Genomic DNA, 18,185 nt, shown 5'->3' with positions numbered 1-18,185 from the left:
CCATGGAGGAGATTTAATGGCTTACGATCGGTATGACGACCGCGACAACCGCGGTCACCGTGACGACCGCCAGCGCGATCATCGCAGCGGCGGCAACAATGACGAGCGCGGCTTCTTCGACCGAGCGATCGACAGCGTGTCGAACTTCTTCAGCGACGACGACAGTGGTAGCCGGCGCGAGTCCGGTCATGGCTACAACCGCGCCGCCAATACCTACGATCCGAACGCGTTTGAGCGTGGCGGTGGCTACAATCGCAGCGGCTACGAGCCGCGGTCCTATGACCAGGACGAAGGTCGCCAGCGCGGCGGCCGCGAGGACGATCGCTTCGGCAAGAGCGACCGCGGCGCCTTCTTCGGCGGCGGACAGTCGAGCAGCTACGGCCGCGGCCGTGACGAAGGCGACTATCGCAACCAATATGGCCGCGGCGGCGGTGAGAGCGGCGGCTTCGGGCGCGGCGATTACGGCAGCCAGGGTCAGAGCTCGGGAAGCCGCCAGGGTCAGGATTACGGCGACACTGGTTCGAACCGCTCCTACCCGTCCGGCTACGGCCAGACAGGCGGCGGCTCGTACCGCGAAACGCGGCATCAGTCCTATGGTGGGCAGCAGGATCGCGGCAGCCAGGACCGTCAGAGCGGCGGCTACCAGAGCCAGGGCAGCGACCGCTATCGCCCGATGACGGGTGATTATGGCCGCAGCTCGAACGAACAGGGCCGCCAGGGCTCTGGCCTCGGCAGCCAGAACTACAGCCAGCAGCAGTATGGCAGCCAGGACCGCTTCCAGGACCAGGGATCATCCAGCTTCGGCGGGAGCTCGGGCTTTGGCGGCAGCAGCAGCTCGTCGAGCTTCGGCGGCGGTTCCAGTAGCCAGTCGATGCGCAGCCCGCACGACCAGCATTATTCGTCGTGGCGCCAGCGCCAGATCGAAGACCTCGATCGCGACTATGACGAATATTGCCGCGAGCATCAGAGCCGGTTCGAGAACGAGTTCTCGGGCTTCCGCCAGACCCGCCAGACCAAGCGGCAGATGCTGACGCAGATCCGCGAACATGCCGAAGTAGTGGACGAAAGCGGCCAGCACATCGGCACGGTCGACAAGGTCCGCGGCGACAAGATCATCCTGACCAAGAACGATCCTGAAGCTCACGGCGTGCATCGCAGCTTCACCTGCTCGCTGCTCGACCGGGTCGAGGACGGCAAGGTCTATCTGACCGGCACCAAGGACTCGATCCGCTCGCGCCTGACCGAAGAGCGCGAGGACGATTACAGCCGTTCGCAGGGCGGCGGCATGGTCGGCGGCCTGTTCGGCGGCAGCGGGTCGGATCGTGACGATCGCCAGACCCAGTCGTCGACCAACCAGCCGACCGGGCAGACCATGAGCCCGACCTCGACCACCGGCGCTTCGACCACCGGCACCACGAGCGACGGCCCTCACATGCTCGATAAGAGCTTCTCGGGCACCTACGACGACGACGACTCGTCGACGACCGGTCGCTCGACCAAGAAGTAAGCTGTCCCCAGCAGCTTGACGGGAAGGCCCGGGCACCCCAGCGGTGTTCGGGCCTTTTCCGTTTCAGCCAAGGACCCCGATCCCATGCCTCAAGCCTGGCACCTTAAGAGTCGCCCGAACGGCACTCCCACCGCCGACAACTTCGAGTTCAAGGACGTGGCGCTGCCCGAACTTGGCGACGGCATGGTGCGGGTGCGCAATCACTGGCTGTCGGTCGATCCCTACATGCGCGGACGCATGAACGACGTGAAGAGCTATGTGCCGCCGTTCCAGATCGGCGAGCCGCTGGAAGGCGGCGCGGTTGGCGAGGTGGTGGAAAGCCGCTCCCCTGACTTTCAGCTCGGTGACACGGTCATGCACATGATGGGCTGGCGCGACGAGGCGGTGGTGCCGGCGCAGGCGCTGAACAAGCTGCCGAGCATTCCGGGCGTCGAGCCGCAGGCCTTCCTCGGCAATCTGGGGCTTACCGGCGGCACCGCTTACTGGGGCCTGCTTGACGCGGCCAAGGCCAAGGCCGGCGATATCGTCTTCGTGTCCGCCGCAGCGGGCGCGGTCGGTTCCGCGGTGGTGCAGATCGCCAAGGCCAAGGGCATGACCGTGATCGGCTCGGCCGGTGGTGCCGACAAGGTCGCCTTCGTGAAGTCTTTGGGCGCCGACGAATGCATCGACTACAAGGCGGGCGTGCCGCTGGTGAAGGCGCTGTCCGAGGTCGCGCCCAAGGGCATCGACGTTTATTTCGACAATGTCGGCGGCGAGCATCTCGACGCCGCGCTGGCGCTCGCCCGCCGCGACGCGCGCTTTGCCATTTGCGGAATGATCGAAGGTTACAACAGCGGCACGCCGACGCAGCTGCGCTACATCATGCGCGTGATCGCCATGCGGGTCATGCTCAAGGGCTTCATCTACACCGATTATCTGCCCCGCAATGGCGAGTTCTACGGCGAGATGGGTCCGTGGGTCGCAAGCGGCGCGGTCAAGGGCCGCGACACCGTTGTCGAGGGACTGGAGAAGACCCCGGACGCGTTCCTCGGCCTGTTTACCGGCGCCAACACCGGCAAGATGCTGGTCAAGCTCTGAGCGCGATGCTCCCCCGACTCGCAGGGGGAGCGTCACTCACACCCGGTTGTAGTTGCAGCTCGCCGGATTGCCGCTGGTGTAGCCCCGGCGAAGCGCCTCGACCCGTTGCTGGCTGCTGCCGTGGGTGAAGCTCTCCGGACGCACTGACTGGCCCGCCTGCGACTGCAGCTTGTCGTCGCCGATCGCGGCGGCGGCGGTCAAACCTTCTTCGAGATCGCCCTGCTCCAGCACCGGGGTGCCATCGGGATTGCGAGCGTTCTTGGCCCACACTCCCGCATAGCAATCGGCCTGCAATTCGACGCCGACCTGTATGGCATTGCCCTGCGCTTCGCCCGCCGCGCGCTGCGCGTTGCTGGCGCGGTCGAGCGTGCCTTCGAGGTTCTGGACATGGTGCCCGACCTCGTGCGCGATCACATAAGCCTGCGCGAAATCGCCCGGCGCGCCGAACTTCTGGGTCAGCTCGTTGAAGAAGCTCGGGTCGATGTAGATCTTCTGGTCGCCCGGGCAGTAGAACGGCCCATAAGCCGCACGGCCCGCGCCGCACGCGGTCTGTGTGCCGCCAGTATAGGCCGTGAGGACTGTCGGCCGATATTGCTGTCCGGCTGCGGAGAAGACCTGCGCCCACACCCGCTCGGTCGAGCCGAGCACGCCCGTCAAAAAAGTCCTGGTCTCGGCCGGAAGCGTTGATGCCGCATTCCGCTCACCCTGCTGCACGGTCGGGCTGCTGCCCCCGCCGCCGAGGATGCCGCCGCCGCCAAGCCCGCCAAGCGCGCAATAGCCAAGCGCCAGGACCAGCAGGCCGACGATCCCGAACCGACTGAGGATCAGCGGCACCAGCAGACCAAGGATGCCACCGCCGCCGCCCAGGATCGAACCACCGCCACCTTGTCCGGTGCGATCCTCGAAATTGGAACTGCCTGGTCCGTCGAGCCGCATTCTGATCTCCCTTACGGGGCCACAATGATCGGCAGCGCCCGGGGTTGCACGATTGCCAATTCGCCTTGCAGCGCGGCGGCGAAGCACTCCATAGGGCTGCTGAACCTTTCAGGAGTATCCGTTCGCATGATCCTCAAGGACAAGGTCGCGCTGGTGACCGGCTCGACCAGCGGCATCGGCCTCGCCATCGCCCGCGCCCTCGCCGCAGAAGGCGCCAGGGTCATGCTGCACGGCTTCGGCGACCGCGACGCCAACATGGCGCTGAAGGACGAGCTTGCGGCCTTGTCGGGTGATTGCGCCGGCTTCTCCGATGCCGACCTGTCCGACCCGGAAGCAATCGATGCCTTGGTCGCAGGGTGCACCGACGAGCTCGGCAGCCCGTCGATCCTCGTCAACAACGCCGGCGTCCAGCATGTCTCCGCGATCGAGAGCTTCCCGGCCGAAAAGTGGGACTGGATCATGGCGGTGAACCTGTCGGCCGTGTTCCACACCACGCGCCTGTGCCTCCCCTCCATGCGCCAGCGCGGTTTCGGGCGGATCATCAACACCGCCAGCGCGCACAGCCTTGTCGCCTCCCCCAACAAGGCGCCCTACGTCGCGGCCAAGCATGGTGTCGCCGGCTTCACCAAGGCGGTCGCGCTGGAAGCCGCCAGGGACGGCGTCACGGTGAATTGCATTTCACCCGGCTACGTCTGGACCCCGCTAGTCGAGAACCAGATCCCCGACACGATGAAGGCCCGTGGTCTCACCCGGGAGCAGGTGATGAACGACGTCCTCCTCGCCGCCCAGCCGACCAAGCGCTTCGTCGAACCGGTCGAAGTCGCCGCCCTTGCGCTCTTCCTGTGCCGCCCGGAAGCGGGCAGCATCACTGGCGCCAATCTCAGCATGGACGGCGGCTGGACGGCGCAATGACGCCGCTCCGCTCCCTTGCCCTCGCGTTCGCGGTGCTTGCTCTTGGCGCCTGCACCCCCAGCGAGCGGCCGACCGCAGGGCCGGTCGCCAATGCCGCCTCGTGGCAGTCCGTCGCCACCGACGTGGACCGCCGCCGCCTGCGCGACTGGCGCACGGCGTTCGTCGCCGGCTTGACGCAGGCCCGCGCTGCCGGCCATGCGGACGCGGTCGCCCGCGAAGGGCTGCTGCTGCGGCCGGATGCGGCGGTTGGTGGAGGCATTCCAAACGGCGATTATCGCTGCCGGGTGATCAAGCTTGGTGCCCGCTCGCCAGGTCTCCTTCCTTTCGTCTCCTATCCAGCCTTCAACTGTCGCATCGCAACGTCGGGCCGGCTTCAGAGCTTCACCAAGCTCAGCGGCTCGCAGCGGCAGGTCGGCTATATCTTCCCGAACGATCAGCTGCGCACGGTCTTCCTCGGCACCCTGGTTCTCGGCGATGAGCAGCGGGCCATTCCCTATGGCGCCGACAACGACCGCGACCTGGCGGGTTATGTCGAGCGGATCGGGCCGAACCGCTGGCGCCTGATCCTCCCCAACCCACGCTTCGAGAGCCTGATCGACGTGGTGGAGCTTGTGCCCGCACCTTGAGCCGCTAGGCTCGGCCCCATGCTGACCCTGCTCGCCGCCGCCGCCCTCGCTGCCCAGCCCACCGCGGCCGAAATTACGCCGCTGATGGCGCTCTACCGCGAGCTTCATGCGGCGCCTGAGCTAGCCATGACCGAGACCAAGACCGCTGCCCGCTTGACGCCCGAGTTGCGCAAGCTCGGCTATCAGGTGACGGAGAAGGTCGGCGGGACCGGCATCGTCGCCGTGCTGAAGAACGGCCCCGGCAAGACGGTGCTGGTCCGCGCCGACATGGACGGCCTTCCGCTGGAAGAGAAAACCGGCCTCCCCTTCGCGTCCAAGGTCCGGACCAAGGCCCGCTCGAGCGTCGACACGGGCATCATGCACGCCTGCGCCCACGACACCCACATGACTGCGCTGATCGGCACCGCCCGCCGCCTCGCGGCGTCCAAGGCACAGTGGAAGGGCACGCTGGTCCTCATCCTCCAGCCTGGGGAGGAGACCAGCGAAGGCGCGGCGGCGATGCTCGCCGACGGCCTGTTCACCCGCTTTCCCAAGCCCGACACCATGCTCGCGTTTCACAACAGCGCCTCGTTGCCGGCCGGAATCATCGGCCTGACGCCCGGCCCGGCGCTTGCGAATGTGGACAGCGTCGATATCACGGTGCGCGGTGTCGGCAGCCACGGCGCTGCGCCGCAGAACGGGCGCGATCCAATCGTGGTCGCTTCGCGCATCGTCTCGACGTTGCAGACGCTGGTCAGCCGCGAACTCAATCCGCTTGATCCCGCCGTCGTCACCGTCGGCAGCTTCCACGCCGGCGCTACCCACAACATCATCCCGGACGAAGCCAAGCTCCAGATCACCGTGCGCAGCTACACGCCCGAAGTCCGCGCAAGCTTGCTCGACGGCATCCGCCGTATTGCTCGCGGCGAAGCGATCGCTGCCGGGGTTCCCGATGACCGTATGCCGGTGGTTACGGTGCGCGATCCCTACACGCCGGCCACCGTCAACAGCGCCGATCTGACGACGGAGGCGCGCACCCTGTTCACCGCGCTGTTCGGCGAAAGCCGCGTGCGAATGGTTCCGGCCGCGATGGTGGGCGAGGATTTCAGCCGCTTCCTGATCGCCAACCCGCAAGGCCGCAGCCTGCTGTTCTGGGTCGGCGGTGTGCCGCAGGCGCGGTGGGATGCGGCGGGGGGCGAGATCACCAAGCTGCCCGGCCTCCACTCGCCACTGTGGGCGCCCGACGCGGAGCAGGTCATCGGCACCGCCGTCGTTGCGATGGAAGCGGCGACGCTGGAAGCACTGAAGAGCTGACCGCCACGGCGGCGGCAATCTTCACCCTTCCTTTGTAAATTTCTCCGACAGTGGCGGGGTGAACAGCCTGCTCGCCTTCTGGAGTCACGCGCTCGGCGCGGTGGCGATGGCCGCCGTTCTCCTGTGGCAATTGCGCGGCTGGGTCGCGGGACCGGCGCAGAAGTTGCTGCTCGGCGGCCTGCTCGCGACTGCGACCTCGGCCTGGCTCGGCGGGGTAATGGGCGGCACCATGCTCGCCGCCAATGCCGAAACTGCGCGCAACCTCATCTGGGTTGCCATGCTCTACGTACTGTCGAGCGCTGGCGAGGGAGGCGCTCGCCAGCAAGGCGTGGCGCTCGTTTACGGCGCCGTGGCGCTGGTGCTGGGCGCGCAGACGCTGGTCGACAGCCTTGCCCCGCTCGCCCCGGCCGCCGACCAGCTTGCGCTCGACGCCGCCGGCATTGTGCTGCGCACCATTACCGCCGCGGGCGCGCTGATCCTTGTCCACAACCTTTACGGCCAATCCGCCGCCGCCAGCCGCGCGTCCATGCGCCTGCCGATGCTTGGCCTGGCCATGCTGTGGGTGTTCGATCTCAACCTTTACACGCTGCAGGCGCTGCAACTGCCGCTTGGGCAAACGCTGAGCGACCTGAAGGGCGTGGTCGTCGCCCTCGCCGCACCCTGCTTCGCGCTCACCCGTCCCGACAGCGCCGCCTGGCGGCCCAAGCTGTCGCGCGCGGCGACTTTCCAGTCGCTGTCGCTGCTCGCCATCTGCTCCTATTTCGCGATCATGGCGCTGATCGCCGCCATTCTCCGTGCCGAGACGGTGGACTGGCTGCGCAACCTCGCCGTCCTGATGCTGGCCGCGATGACCGTGGCGCTTGCCGTGCTTCTCCCCAGCCGCCGCGCGCGAAGCTGGACCAGGGTCAAGATCGCCAAGCACTTCTTTGAGCACCGCTACGATTATCGCACCGAATGGCTGCGCTTCGCCGCGACGCTTGGGGCCGGCGGCACGAAAGAGCCGCTCGCCGCCCGCATCGTGCGTGCCTTTGCCGACATCCTCGAAGCACCTGCCGGGCTGCTGCTCGCCCCCGACGACACGGGCCGCTTCACGGTCGCCGGCACCTGGCACTGGGATGACCGCCTGCCCGATGCGGCCGTCGCCGGCCAGGGGCTCGACGCCTTGTGGCCGCTGCTCGGCGAAGGCCGGGTGCTCGAGCTTGATGCACAGCGCCATCGTTGGGGTAGCTCGGCCGACCTGTCGCTGCCGCTGCCCGAGTGGCTGCTTGCCGAAGAGAACCTCTGGGTCGGCGTTCCGCTGGTGCATGGCGATCAGGCGGTGGGCCTCGTTCTCCTCACCGCGCCGGAGCTTCGGCGCCCGCTCGATTGGGAAGACTTCGATCTCCTCCGCACGGCCGGCCGCCAAGCCGCCGCCAGCCTCGCCGAAGCCGCGGCCGAGCAGCGCCTCAGCGAGGCGCGGCGCTTCGACGAATTCAACCGACGCTTCGCCTTCATCCTTCACGACGTGAAGAACCTCGTCAGCCAGCTCACCCTCATCGCCCGTAATGCCGAGCGGCACGCCCACAATCCCGAATGGCGCGCCGACATGGTAGCGACGCTGAAATCCTCGGTCGGCAAGATGAACGAGCTCCTCACTCGCCTCGCCCCAGCCGCCTCGCCGCAGGGCCGCCAGCCGCTTCAAGACGTCGAGCTTCGCCCACTCCTCGCCAGCTGCGTCGCCGCCCAGCGCGGAAGGCACGATGTCCGCCTTCTCGGCAACGGCGGGATCGAGGTGATCGGCGAACAATCAGGGCTTGAGCAGGCGATCGGCCATCTCCTCGCCAATGCGGTCGATGCCAGCCCGCCGGCCGAACCCGTATCGGTTCGCGTGACCCACAGCGGAGGCGAGGCACGGATCGAGATCAGCGACCACGGTCCCGGCATGGACGCCGACTTCATCGCCACCCGCCTCTTCGCCCCCTTTGCCTCGACCAAGCAGAATGGTTTCGGGATCGGTGCCTATGAAGCGCGCACCCTCATCCACGCGATGGGGGGCCGCCTGACGGTGGAAAGCCGCCCCGGCGCCGGCGCCCGGTTCACCATCACCCTTCCCGTTAGCACGGCCGAGGCCGCTGATATCTCTGAGAGACTGATCGCATGACCGACCCTGCCGACCTTCCCGTCCTGCTCGTCGTCGAGGATGACGAAGGCCTCCAGCGTCAGCTGAAGTGGGCCTATGACGGCTATAAGGTCGTCAGCGCGTTCAACCGCGCCGAAGCGCTCGAACTGCTGCGCCTGCACGAGCCGGCGGTCGTCACTCTCGACCTTGGCCTGCCGCCCGATCCCGACGGCACCACCGAGGGCTTCGCGATCCTGTCGGAAATCCTGCATCTGAAGCCCGACACCAAGATCATCGTCGCATCGGGCCATGGCGCGCACGAAAGCGCGCTGCATGCCATCGCGCTCGGCGCCTATGATTTCTGCGCCAAGCCGGTCGACATCGACCAATTGGGCCTGATCGTCGCCCGCGCCTTCCACCTCCACGCGCTGGAAGCCGAAAACCGCCGCCTCGAAGAACAGGCGTCGGACGGGGGCACGGTGCTTGGCAGCATCATCACCGCTGCGCCCGAAATGTTGCGCGTCGCCCGCACCGTGGAGCGCGTGGCACCGGCCGATGTCTCCGTCATGCTGCTGGGCGCCAGCGGCACCGGCAAGGAATTGCTCGCCCGCGCCGTGCACGAAAAGAGCCGCCGCGCGTCCGGCCCATTCGTCGCCATCAACTGCGCCGCTATCCCTGAGAACCTCCTCGAGGCCGAGCTGTTCGGCTTCGAGCGCGGCGCCTTCACCGGGGCGGTCAAGACCACGCCCGGCAAGATCGAGATGGCCTCGGGCGGCACCCTTTTCCTCGACGAGATCGGCGACGTGCCGTTGCCGCTCCAGGTAAAGCTGCTGCGCTTCCTCCAGGAGCGCGTGATCGAACGCATCGGCGGGCGCCAGACCATTCCCGTCGACCTGCGCATCGTCTGCGCCACGCACCAGGACCTCGGCGCGATGCAGGCCGATGGCCGCTTCCGTGAGGACCTTTATTACCGCCTCGCCGAAATGGTGATCGCCATTCCGGCCCTCGCCGATCGGCCAGGCGACGCGGTGCTACTCGCCCGCCATTTCACCCGCCGCTTCGCGCGCGAACTCGGCGTGCCGGTCACCGGCCTTGCGCCCGATGCGGTGGACGCGGTCGATAGTTACGCCTGGCCCGGTAACGTCCGCGAGCTCGAAAACCGCATCAAGCGGGCGGTGATCATGGCCGAGGGCAAGCTGGTCGGCGCACTCGACCTCGACCTCCCCGGTCTATCGGAAGAAGCCTTCGCCGCGATCAATCTGCGCGCCGCTCGGGAAAAAGCCGATCGCCGCGCTATTCACCAGGCGCTGATTCGTACCGAACACAATATCTCTGGCGCCGCCAAGTTGCTGGGGATCAGCCGGCCGACGCTGTATGACCTGCTGAAACAATATCAGCTTCAGGCTTAGGGCAGCGGGTTCGTTATCGCTTCAAGATCACCGGGGACACAGGCGCCCGGTGTTGCGCGCAGCGGAACAAAGCGCCGCAGCACCGCCACGGGCGCAACCTCACGATAGCCGCCAAGAGCGGCCCGGAACCGCGGTTCGGCCATGAACCAGGACAGGACGTCGCCGCCCGGCGCATTCTCGTCATAGAAGCGGTCGACCACCACCATCGATGGCCGCTTGCAGGCGATTTCGGCCGCCATCTCGCGGCGGACCGCCGTTCCAAGCGCTACCATGCGCGGATCGCCGCTACGCTCCTTTTCCGCAGCCCACGGCGACAACACCATCCACAGCCCCATCGTGCGCTGATCCCACCGCAGGCCGCGCTCATAGACAGCTGGCCAGGACAGGGCCTGGCTGGGCGAGATCATGGTCACGCCCTCGCCCGGCCTGAGATCGCGTACCGCCTCTTGAAAGAACTGGTCGTAGCGGGCCTGTCCAGCCTTCAGCGGCACCATTAGGGACGCGAGCACCCCTACCCCGGCCACCAGCCGCCCGCTCCCGTTTTCCTTGGCGAGCAGCAGCACCAGCAAGGTCAGCAATGCCAGCCCCAGTGCGGGGATCGCCTGATAGTGGAAGTTCTTGCCCTGCACGATGAACACCAGCGCAAAGGCCGTCGTCCCCACCGCCGCGGCCTCGCCCAGGGTGCCCAGCCGCTCCCGCCCGAGCAGTGCCGCCACCAGCGCGAACAGCGCGACCACGATCCCCGGCTGGAACAGCAAGGTCCAGAGCGAGGGATTGTAACCGTGATACCCGGCCTGAATCACCGGGAGCATGGTGCCGAGGTAGCTCGGCGCGAACAGCAGCACCGCCGCCGCATAGGCGAGGGCCGCGCCGACCAGTCCGATATGCTCTGGCCGCACGTCCACTCGCTTGCGACGCCAGATCAGCCAGCCTTCGATGAGCGCCGGAAAGATCAGGAAATGATGCTTGAGCGCGAGACCCGGCGCCGCCACCAGCCCTACCGCGAACGCCAGCGCGCGCGGCACCGGCCTGCCCTCCGCGCGCCGCGCCGCCAAAGCAACGTAGGGCAGCACCGACATCAGCAGAAACTGCTCGCGCTGGAGATGCGCGTAAGGGCTGGTCAGGAACAGGCACAGCGCCAGCGCCAGCGCCGCCGCCCACTGCTCGCGCCGTTCGTCGATCAGACGCAGGGTGAGTAGCAGCGACAGCACGGCGTATGCTAGAAACGCCAAAGCCAGCCATCGCTCTCCCGCCATCCCCGTGACGCTGCTCAGCCGCTCGATCCCAGCGCCGATCCAGAACCACAAGGGCGGATTGACCTCCAGGATGTCGCCGTAAAGCGACGCCCCGCCGTTCATCTGGCGTCCGATCCACAGCTGCCAACCAACATCGTTGACCAGCGGCCCGGACCAGAACACGGACGCCCATAGCAGAAGCCCGACTAGTCCCGCGGCCACTGGGCCGAAACGATTGGCGCTCAAGCCAATCCCTCGGCCATTTCCGCGACTTCGAGCCAGCGCAATTCCGCCGCTTCCTTGTCGCTGTGCTTCTTGTCGATGCTCGCCATAAGCGCAGCAAAGCGCTTCGGATCGCGCACGTAAAGATCGGGGTCGGCCAGCGCGGCTTCGTCCGCCGCGATCCCCGCTTCGAGCTTCTCGATCTCACCCGGCAGGCGGTCGAGGTCGCGCTGGTCCTTGAAGCTCAATTTCTTCGCCGGAGCGGCTGCCCTCGGCGCCTCTTCCACCCTCTTCTTCGGCGCCGCCGTGCCCTTCACCGGAGCGCGCCGCTTGGCCCAGTCCTCATAGCCGCCGGCGACCACATCGACCTTGCCCGACCCGTCGAGACCCAGCGTCACTGTCACCGTCCGGTCGAGGAAGTCGCGGTCGTGGCTGACGATCAGCACCGTGCCGTCGTAATCCGAAATCACTTCCTGCAGCAGGTCGAGAGTCTCGAGGTCGAGATCGTTGGTCGGCTCGTCGAGCACGAGGAGGTTCGACGCCCGCGCGAACTCCCGCGCCAGCAGCAGCCGCGACCGCTCGCCGCCGCTCAGCGAGCTCACCGGCGCTTCGGTCAGTTCGGGCGAGAACAAGAAGTCTTTGAGATAGCCCTTGATGTGCTTCTTGACCCCCCGCACCTCCAGCCAGTCGCCGCCGTCCGCCAGCACGTCGCGAACCTTCTTCTCCGGGCTCATCAGCTTGCGCTGCTGATCGATCACGATCCCGTTGAGCGTCTTGGCCTGCGTGACCTTGCCTTCGTCGGGCGCCAGTTCTCCGGTCAGCAGCTTCAACAGCGTCGTCTTGCCCGCGCCATTGGCGCCGACAATCCCGATCCGGTCGCCGCGCTGGATGCGCAAGGTGAAGTCCTTGATCACCGCGCGATCGCCGAAGCGCTTGGTCACATGCTCGGCGTCGATCACCGTCTTGGTTTTGCTGTCGTCGCGCTGGAGCCCGAGCTTCGACACGCCCGGACCCCCGATCATTGCCGCGCGCGCCTCGCGCATCTCGCCGAGCTTCGCCAGCCGCCCTTGGTTGCGCTTGCGCCGCGCCGTCACCCCGCGCTGCAGCCAGTGAAGCTCGATCGCGAGCTTGGCGTCGAGCTTCTGCGCGGCCCGTTCTTCCTCGGCATAGACCCGCTCGGTCCACGCCTCGAACCCGCCGAACCCAACCTCCGCCCGCCGTACCTGCCCGCGGTCGAGCCACAGGCAGCTCCTGGTCAGCCGGGTCAGAAACGTGCGGTCGTGGCTGATGACGATAAAGGCGCCGTTGAAGCGGTTGAGCCAGCCTTCGAGCCAGTCGATCGCGGCAAGATCGAGGTGGTTGGTCGGCTCGTCGAGGAACAGCAGGTCGGGCTCCTGCGCCAGCGCACGCACGATCGCCGCGCGCCGCCGCTCGCCCCCACTCGCCGTGGCGGTGGTCCGGGCAAGGTCGATACCGAGCTGGTCGGCGATTGCCGCCGCCTCATGCGCTTCCGGCGCGCCGGCACCGCTCAGCACCCAATCCTGGAGCGTCGCATGGTCGCCCATCGGCGGATCCTGCTCGAGCAGCACGATCTTTTTGCCCGGCACCACCGAGCGCTTGCCCTCGTCGGTGTCGATCACGCCGGCCAGGCACTTCAGCAGCGTCGTCTTGCCGGCGCCATTGCGCCCAATCAGCGCCAGACGGTCGCGCGCCCCCACATGCACGTCGAGATGGCGGAACAGCCAGCCCTCGCCTTGCACGAGGCCGAGATCTTCAAACGACAGGATCGGAGCAACCATGGGCGCCACTTAGGCCGTGCATGGCGCCGCGTCATCAACTAGCATTGGCGCGATGTCGCACGGAGAGAAATGACAATGACAGTTGTCGGAATGGGCGGCTATTTCTTCCGGGCGAAAGATCCCGCGGCGCTGAAAGGGTGGTACCGCGACCACCTCGGCATCGGCGGCGGCTGCGGTACGGATGCGCAGGGCCAGTCGAACGAATGGCTGTGGCACACGCAGGGCGGTCCCATGGTGTTCGAGCCGTTCAAGGCCGACAGCGACTATTTCGCGGCCGACAAGCAGGCGATGATCAACTTCCGCGTCACCGATCTCGATGCACTCATCGCCAAGCTCAAGGCTGCGGGCATTGAGGTCATCGTCAAGGACGAATGGAACAGCATGCCGGAGATCGGCCGCTTTGCCCGAATCCACGATCCGGAAGGCAATGCCATCGAACTGTGGCAGCCGGGCAACCCTGCCTAACCGACCGGTTCACAAGCTATTCAACACCTTGTGGTAGAAGCGCAATCGTCATGCGTACCACCTTCACCCTGTTCCTTGCGGCCGTTGCCGCTGCCGTGACCGCGGCGCCTGCTGCGGCCGAACGGCCGCGCGACCAGGATCGCGCATTCCAGGCGACCCGCGAAGGTCGCTCCATGCCGCTGCCGATGATCGAGCGGCGGGTGCTGCCCGGCATGGGTGATGCCGATTATCTCGGGCCTGAATTCAACGGCCGTACCTATCGCCTGAAGTTCATGCGCGGTGGGCGGGTGATCTGGATCGATGTCGATGCCGCGACCGGTCGTGTGGTGGGCCGCAGCGGCATGTGATTTCCGCTGTCCGCGGCATGACCCCTCTTCATTTCGCCAAAGCAACCGTTCATCTTCGCGCGTGTTAAGGTTCCCCAAAGGGAGAAAACATTCATGCGCGTCCTGATCGTCGAAGACGAACCCTCGCTCGGCCGCCAGCTCCGCTCGACGCTGGAAGGCGCGGGTTACGCCGTCGACCTCGCCACCGATGGCGAGGACGGCCATTATCTTGGCCAGACCGAAAACTATGATGCGGTGGTGCTCGACCTTGGCTTGCCCGAGATCGACGGCCTGACTGTGCTCGACCGCTGGCGCAAGGAAGGCCGCCGGATGCCGGTGCTGGTGCTGACCGCCCGCGATAGCTGGTCGGACAAGGTTGCCGGCCTCGACGCCGGCGCGGACGACTATCTCGCCAAGCCGTTCCAGACCGAAGAACTGATCGCCCGCCTCCGCGCGCTCATCCGCCGCGCGTCAGGCAATGCGTCGTCCGAACTCATCGCCGGCGACATCCGCCTCGACACCCGCTCGGGTAAGGTCACCAAGGACGGCGAGCCGGTGAAGCTCACCGCGCAGGAATATAAGCTCCTGAGCTACCTCATGCATCACAAGGGCAAGGTGGTCAGCCGCACCGAGCTGATCGAGCATATCTACGATCAGGATTTCGACCGCGATTCGAACACCATTGAAGTGTTCGTGACCCGCATCCGCAAGAAGCTCGGCCCTGACGTCATCACCACCATCCGCGGCCTCGGCTACAGTCTGGAAGAGCCTGCCTGATGGAGCATATCGTCCCGGCAAAAGGCGCGCCCGGCGCCGGGACGCCTGCCGCGCCGCGCCGCGGCACCGGGTCGCTCACCCGGCGCATGATCGTCATTGCCGCGGTGTGGATTTCGATCCTCCTCGCGGTGGGCGGTTTTGCGCTCGACCGGCTGCTTACGAACAGTCTGGTGCGCAACTTCGACGAGAACCTCGAGCTCGTTCTCCGCTCGATGATCGGCTCGTCGGAAATCGGCACGGTGGGCGAGATCCGCTTCTCCCGCCCGCCGGCCGACCAGCGTTTTATCGAGAGCTATTCGGGCAGCTATTTCCAGATCACGCCATTACCCGGCGCCGACGGCAAGACGCCGCAGGTCGAGGATTATCCCTCACGCTCGCTGTGGGATCGCCGCCTCACGGTTAACCCCGCTTCAGTGCGCGGGACTGAGACCCACAAGTACGACAGCTACCAGTTCAGCGGAGAACCGCTGCGCATTGTCGAGCGCGACGTCATCATCCCCGGCAGCCCGGTCAAATGGCGTTACCAGGTCGCCCAAAGCCGCGAGAACCTCGACCTGCAGCTGAAAGAGCTGCGCACCACGCTGACCTGGAGCTTCGCCGTACTCGGGCTCGGCCTCGTCATGCTGGCCGCGCTGCAGACATTTTACGGGCTGTGGCCGCTGCGCCGGGTCCGCTCGGAAGTGGTCGCCATCCGTTCGGGCGCCAAGACCCGCATCTCCGACCACTTTCCCGACGAGATCCAGCCGCTGACGCAGGAGATCAATCAGCTCCTCGCCCATAATGAAGAGCAGGCGGAGGAAGCGCGCCGCCACGCCGGCAACCTTGCGCACGCGCTGAAGACGCCGCTGACCGTCATCACCAATGCCGCGACCGCCCGCGATCCCGAGCTTCACGACACCGTCTGCCGCGAGGCGACCACCATGCGGCGACAGGTCGACCATCACCTCGCCCGCGCCCGGGCCATCGGTCGCCGCGCGTCGGCGCAAGCGCGCGCGCCGGTGTGGGAAAGCCTCACGGCGGTGCAGCGCGCGGTAAGCCGGATGCACGAAGGCGCCACGGTGGATATCGCCGGTGACAAGAAGGCGGAGGTGCGGGTCGAGCGTCAGGACCTCGACGAGATGCTCGGCAATCTCGTCGAAAATGCCGCCAAATATGGCTCCGGCCGCGTGTTCGTGACAGTGGAGAAGTCGGCGCCGTTCGTCGACATCCTGGTCGAGGACGACGGCCCCGGCATCCCTGCCGAGCAGCGCACCGAGCTGTTCACTCGCGGCAAGCGGCTCGACACCACCGGCAAGCCCGGCACAGGGCTCGGCCTCGCGATCGTCCGTGACGTGGCCGAAATCTATGGCGGCCGGATCACGCTGGAGGAAAGCGAAGATCTTGGCGGGCTCCTGGCCCGGCTCAGCCTGCCGCTGGGTTGATCAGCGTGCCGCATCCTCAACGGCGGCGAGCAATTCCCGCGCCACAAGTGGCTTTCCAATCCGCGCCGTATCGGGGCAGGTGCGAACCAGTTCATCGCTGTCGGCAAAGCCGCTGACAATCAGGAACGGCAGGTCCGGCCGCACCTGCCGCGCTTCCCTGATGAGCTCCGCCCCGCTCATCTCCGGCATGAGGTAATCCGACACCACGAGGTCGAAACGCTCGGTTGCGATGGCTGCCAAGGCGCTGTGGCCATTCGCCACCGCATCAACCGAGTGACCCGCCTCGCTCAGCATCTGCGCCAAGGTCGCGCGAACCTCGGGATCGTCGTCGACCACGAGCAAGCGAAGCGCGCGGTCGGCCGCAGTGTCGCCGTCAACCGCCGTGGGCCGGATTGCCTTGGCATCGTCCTCGGCGCAAGCCGGCAGCCGCAGGGTGACGGTGGTGCCGGCGCCAGGCGCGCTGTCGATCTCGACCGACCCGCCCGACTGCTCAACGACACCGAACACTTGCGCGAGGCCGAGCCCGGTACCGCGGCCGGTCGGTTTGGTGGTGAAGAAAGGCTCCAGCGCCCGCCGCCGCGTGTCGTCGTCCATGCCGGAACCGCGGTCGATCATGTCGAACCGGACGAAGCCGGTACTGCCACCGCCCTCTAATTCACGCGCCACCTTGAGGGTGATTTCGCCGCCATCGGGCGAAGCGTCACGCGCGTTGATCGCGAGGTTGAGCAGTGCCAGTTCAAGCTGCGTCAGGTCGCTTAAGACACAGAAGGTGTCGGGCTCGGCCTCGACCGTGAAGCTGTGCCGGCTGCTGATGGTGCGATCGACCAGTTGCGACACGTTGGCCAGCAGGCCGGTGACGTCGACCGGCTCGACCGTCAGCCGCTGACGCCGCGAAAAAGCAAGTAGTTGCTGCGTCAGCTTCGCCGCGCGCTGCGCCGATGAGAGGGCACCTGTTGCAAGCTTGCGGCCGCGTTCGTCCAATCCGTCGCGGCGGGTCAATTGGTCGAGCACGCCGATCACCGGCGTTAGCAGATTGTTGAAGTCGTGTGCCAGGCCGCCGGTCAGCTGGCCGAGTGCTTCCATCTTCTGCGCCTGCTGCATCCGCTCGGCGAGCAGCCGCGCTTCCTTCATCTGGCGCAGCGCAAAGGCGATCAGCAGTCCGGCGAGCAACAGCGAGAGCAACGCCGCGGTGACCAGCGACGCCAGGAACTTGCGTGCCGGATTATCGATGTAGTTTGAGCCCAACGCCACGTGCGCTGTCCAGCCGGTCCGGTCCGAGCGCGCAAAGGCGGTGTAATTTTCGAAACCTTCCAGCGTCCGGCCGCGATAGATGCCGGCCCCCAAGCCGGAAGCGACTGCCTTTTGCAGATAGGTGGATGCGAGCGTCCCGAAGCGCTGGTTCTCACCAAGGCTGCGTGCGATGAAACGCGCCTTTGGCCCCGTCAAAGCGGTCACTTCATAGTTGTTATTGGATGGCAGCAATCGCTGCAGCAGCGCGCTGTCGGTCACCAGGGTGACGACCACGGACTGTCCGTCATCGGTCACTCCCGCCCGCTCGAACATCAGGCAGCGGCAGCCTGCGGCGCGGACAAAACCAGTGAACATCGGCCGCGATGCCGTGTTGCCGTCGCCGACCACCGTTGCACGCTCGATCGGCAGCCCGGTCCGGGTCACCAGGGTCCCCTTTTCGTCCTCGATCGTCAGCCCGCGCAGATCGGGATGGAGCTTCTGCAACTCGGCAAAACGCTCCGCCAATCGCGGCCAGTCTCGTTCGCGCAAGCCGCGCGAGGTCGCCAGCGTGTCAAGCAAGGTGCCGTAGCGAACCGTCTCCGCATCGGCGGCGAGGATCAGCTTGTCGGCGACATTCAGCGCCCTTGCCTCCAGCGCCTGGCGCTGCTCGCGCGCGGCGAAGCCGACCTGGAAGATCGCAAACAGCAGCAACGGCACCATCGCCGCCGCCACGATCAGCCAGGTCGATTGCCCCGCTTTCAAGGTCGTTCCGCCCCCGTCACCGACATTGCCCAAGAAACGTTGGGGCCGACGATGGTTCCGCAACGGCCTGCGCCGCCATGCTTGCCCTCG

The 18,185-nt window shown here is 66.6% G+C and carries 15 protein-coding genes; 11 read left to right on the top strand and 4 right to left on the bottom strand.

Translation table 11 applies throughout. The annotated features are described in order from the left end of the window. Nucleotides 1-16 precede the first annotated feature (16 nt). Both ACP69Z_RS07925 and ACP69Z_RS07920 read left to right on the top strand, forming a co-directional pair. Nucleotides 17-1,507 carry a DUF2171 domain-containing protein gene (locus ACP69Z_RS07925; protein ID WP_426266965.1) on the top strand — a complete coding sequence of 497 codons (1,491 nt, stop codon included), beginning with the start codon at nucleotides 17-19 and terminating at the stop codon, nucleotides 1,505-1,507. A gap of 84 nt (nucleotides 1,508-1,591) precedes the next feature. Next, on the top strand, nucleotides 1,592-2,584 hold the full coding sequence (locus tag ACP69Z_RS07920; protein ID WP_426266964.1) for an NADP-dependent oxidoreductase: 993 nt from the start codon (nucleotides 1,592-1,594) through the stop codon (nucleotides 2,582-2,584). 36 nt (nucleotides 2,585-2,620) lie between these two features. Here the strand turns inward: ACP69Z_RS07920 and ypfJ are convergent, their stop codons facing one another. Beyond that, complete coding sequence (ypfJ, locus tag ACP69Z_RS07915; RefSeq protein ID WP_426266963.1) at nucleotides 2,621-3,520, bottom strand: KPN_02809 family neutral zinc metallopeptidase; 900 nt, start codon at nucleotides 3,518-3,520, stop codon at nucleotides 2,621-2,623. Nucleotides 3,521-3,646: 126 nt separating this feature from the next. Between ypfJ and ACP69Z_RS07910 the strand changes: the two genes are divergently transcribed. The 5 genes from ACP69Z_RS07910 to prsR are packed head-to-tail and all read left to right on the top strand — an operon-like array spanning nucleotide 3,647 to nucleotide 9,858. Next, a complete protein-coding gene (locus tag ACP69Z_RS07910; protein WP_426266962.1) occupies nucleotides 3,647-4,432 on the top strand; it encodes a 3-hydroxybutyrate dehydrogenase in 786 nt (261 codons plus the stop codon). Next, the gene (locus ACP69Z_RS07905) at nucleotides 4,429-5,058 is read left to right on the top strand and encodes a DUF4893 domain-containing protein (protein WP_426266961.1); all 630 of its coding nucleotides are present in this window, start codon (nucleotides 4,429-4,431) and stop codon (nucleotides 5,056-5,058) included. Before ACP69Z_RS07910 ends, ACP69Z_RS07905 begins: the two co-directional genes overlap by 4 nt. Before the next feature lie 18 nt (nucleotides 5,059-5,076). After that, entirely contained in the window at nucleotides 5,077-6,351 is a 1,275-nt protein-coding gene (locus ACP69Z_RS07900; protein WP_426266960.1) for an amidohydrolase, read from the top strand. Between the two features lie 58 nt (nucleotides 6,352-6,409). After that, a complete protein-coding gene (prsK, locus tag ACP69Z_RS07895; protein ID WP_426266959.1) occupies nucleotides 6,410-8,491 on the top strand; it encodes an XrtA/PEP-CTERM system histidine kinase PrsK in 2,082 nt (693 codons plus the stop codon). Then, entirely contained in the window at nucleotides 8,488-9,858 is a 1,371-nt protein-coding gene (prsR, locus tag ACP69Z_RS07890) for a PEP-CTERM-box response regulator transcription factor (protein WP_426266958.1), read from the top strand. The genes prsK and prsR overlap by 4 nt, the downstream gene beginning before the upstream one ends. On the opposite strand, the gene ACP69Z_RS07885 is transcribed toward prsR, so the two are convergent. Together ACP69Z_RS07885 and ACP69Z_RS07880 are read right to left on the bottom strand one after the other, a co-directional pair. Continuing rightward, the gene (locus ACP69Z_RS07885) at nucleotides 9,855-11,339 is read right to left on the bottom strand and encodes a hypothetical protein (protein WP_426266957.1); all 1,485 of its coding nucleotides are present in this window, start codon (nucleotides 11,337-11,339) and stop codon (nucleotides 9,855-9,857) included. The genes prsR and ACP69Z_RS07885 overlap by 4 nt on opposite strands. After that, a complete protein-coding gene (locus tag ACP69Z_RS07880) occupies nucleotides 11,336-13,114 on the bottom strand; it encodes an ABC-F family ATP-binding cassette domain-containing protein (protein ID WP_426266956.1) in 1,779 nt (592 codons plus the stop codon). Before ACP69Z_RS07880 ends, ACP69Z_RS07885 begins: the two co-directional genes overlap by 4 nt. A 75-nt stretch (nucleotides 13,115-13,189) precedes the next feature. Here ACP69Z_RS07880 and ACP69Z_RS07875 point away from each other — a divergent pair, with 75 nt between their 5' ends. From ACP69Z_RS07875 to ACP69Z_RS07860, 4 genes are all read left to right on the top strand, one after another. Continuing rightward, entirely contained in the window at nucleotides 13,190-13,579 is a 390-nt protein-coding gene (locus ACP69Z_RS07875; protein WP_426266955.1) for a VOC family protein, read from the top strand. Between the two features lie 50 nt (nucleotides 13,580-13,629). Further along, entirely contained in the window at nucleotides 13,630-13,926 is a 297-nt protein-coding gene (locus ACP69Z_RS07870; RefSeq protein ID WP_426266954.1) for a hypothetical protein, read from the top strand. A 93-nt stretch (nucleotides 13,927-14,019) separates the two neighbouring features. Continuing rightward, nucleotides 14,020-14,682 carry a response regulator transcription factor gene (locus ACP69Z_RS07865; RefSeq protein WP_426266953.1) on the top strand — a complete coding sequence of 221 codons (663 nt, stop codon included), beginning with the start codon at nucleotides 14,020-14,022 and terminating at the stop codon, nucleotides 14,680-14,682. Then, nucleotides 14,682-16,103, top strand: a complete 1,422-nt coding sequence (locus ACP69Z_RS07860) for a sensor histidine kinase (RefSeq protein WP_426266952.1) — start codon at nucleotides 14,682-14,684, stop codon at nucleotides 16,101-16,103. Before ACP69Z_RS07865 ends, ACP69Z_RS07860 begins: the two co-directional genes overlap by 1 nt. On the opposite strand, the gene ACP69Z_RS07855 is transcribed toward ACP69Z_RS07860, so the two are convergent. After that, the gene (locus tag ACP69Z_RS07855; protein ID WP_426266951.1) at nucleotides 16,104-18,128 is read right to left on the bottom strand and encodes an ATP-binding protein; all 2,025 of its coding nucleotides are present in this window, start codon (nucleotides 18,126-18,128) and stop codon (nucleotides 16,104-16,106) included. Nucleotides 18,129-18,185: the final 57 nt, after the last annotated feature.

Origin of the sequence: Sphingomonas sp. LHG3443-2, from assembly GCF_049896405.1 — a bacterium.
Taxonomy (GTDB): domain Bacteria; phylum Pseudomonadota; class Alphaproteobacteria; order Sphingomonadales; family Sphingomonadaceae; genus Sphingomicrobium.
The sequence above is the reverse complement of the archived record's forward strand: the minus strand, read 5'-3'. Positions and strand labels throughout refer to the sequence as shown.

Bases quoted from the DNA above. Each gene is read 5' to 3' on its own strand.
- ACP69Z_RS07925 (WP_426266965.1), top strand. From the start codon at position 17: ATGGCTTACGATCGGTATGACGACCGCGACAACCGCGGTCACCGTGAC.
- ACP69Z_RS07920 (WP_426266964.1), top strand. From the start codon at position 1,592: ATGCCTCAAGCCTGGCACCTTAAGAGTCGCCCGAACGGCACTCCCACC.
- ypfJ (WP_426266963.1), bottom strand. From the start codon at position 3,520: ATGCGGCTCGACGGACCAGGCAGTTCCAATTTCGAGGATCGCACCGGA.
- ACP69Z_RS07910 (WP_426266962.1), top strand. From the start codon at position 3,647: ATGATCCTCAAGGACAAGGTCGCGCTGGTGACCGGCTCGACCAGCGGC.
- ACP69Z_RS07905 (WP_426266961.1), top strand. From the start codon at position 4,429: ATGACGCCGCTCCGCTCCCTTGCCCTCGCGTTCGCGGTGCTTGCTCTT.
- ACP69Z_RS07900 (WP_426266960.1), top strand. From the start codon at position 5,077: ATGCTGACCCTGCTCGCCGCCGCCGCCCTCGCTGCCCAGCCCACCGCG.
- prsR (WP_426266958.1), top strand. From the start codon at position 8,488: ATGACCGACCCTGCCGACCTTCCCGTCCTGCTCGTCGTCGAGGATGAC.
- ACP69Z_RS07880 (WP_426266956.1), bottom strand. From the start codon at position 13,114: ATGGTTGCTCCGATCCTGTCGTTTGAAGATCTCGGCCTCGTGCAAGGC.
- ACP69Z_RS07875 (WP_426266955.1), top strand. From the start codon at position 13,190: ATGACAGTTGTCGGAATGGGCGGCTATTTCTTCCGGGCGAAAGATCCC.
- ACP69Z_RS07870 (WP_426266954.1), top strand. From the start codon at position 13,630: ATGCGTACCACCTTCACCCTGTTCCTTGCGGCCGTTGCCGCTGCCGTG.
- ACP69Z_RS07865 (WP_426266953.1), top strand. From the start codon at position 14,020: ATGCGCGTCCTGATCGTCGAAGACGAACCCTCGCTCGGCCGCCAGCTC.
- ACP69Z_RS07860 (WP_426266952.1), top strand. From the start codon at position 14,682: ATGGAGCATATCGTCCCGGCAAAAGGCGCGCCCGGCGCCGGGACGCCT.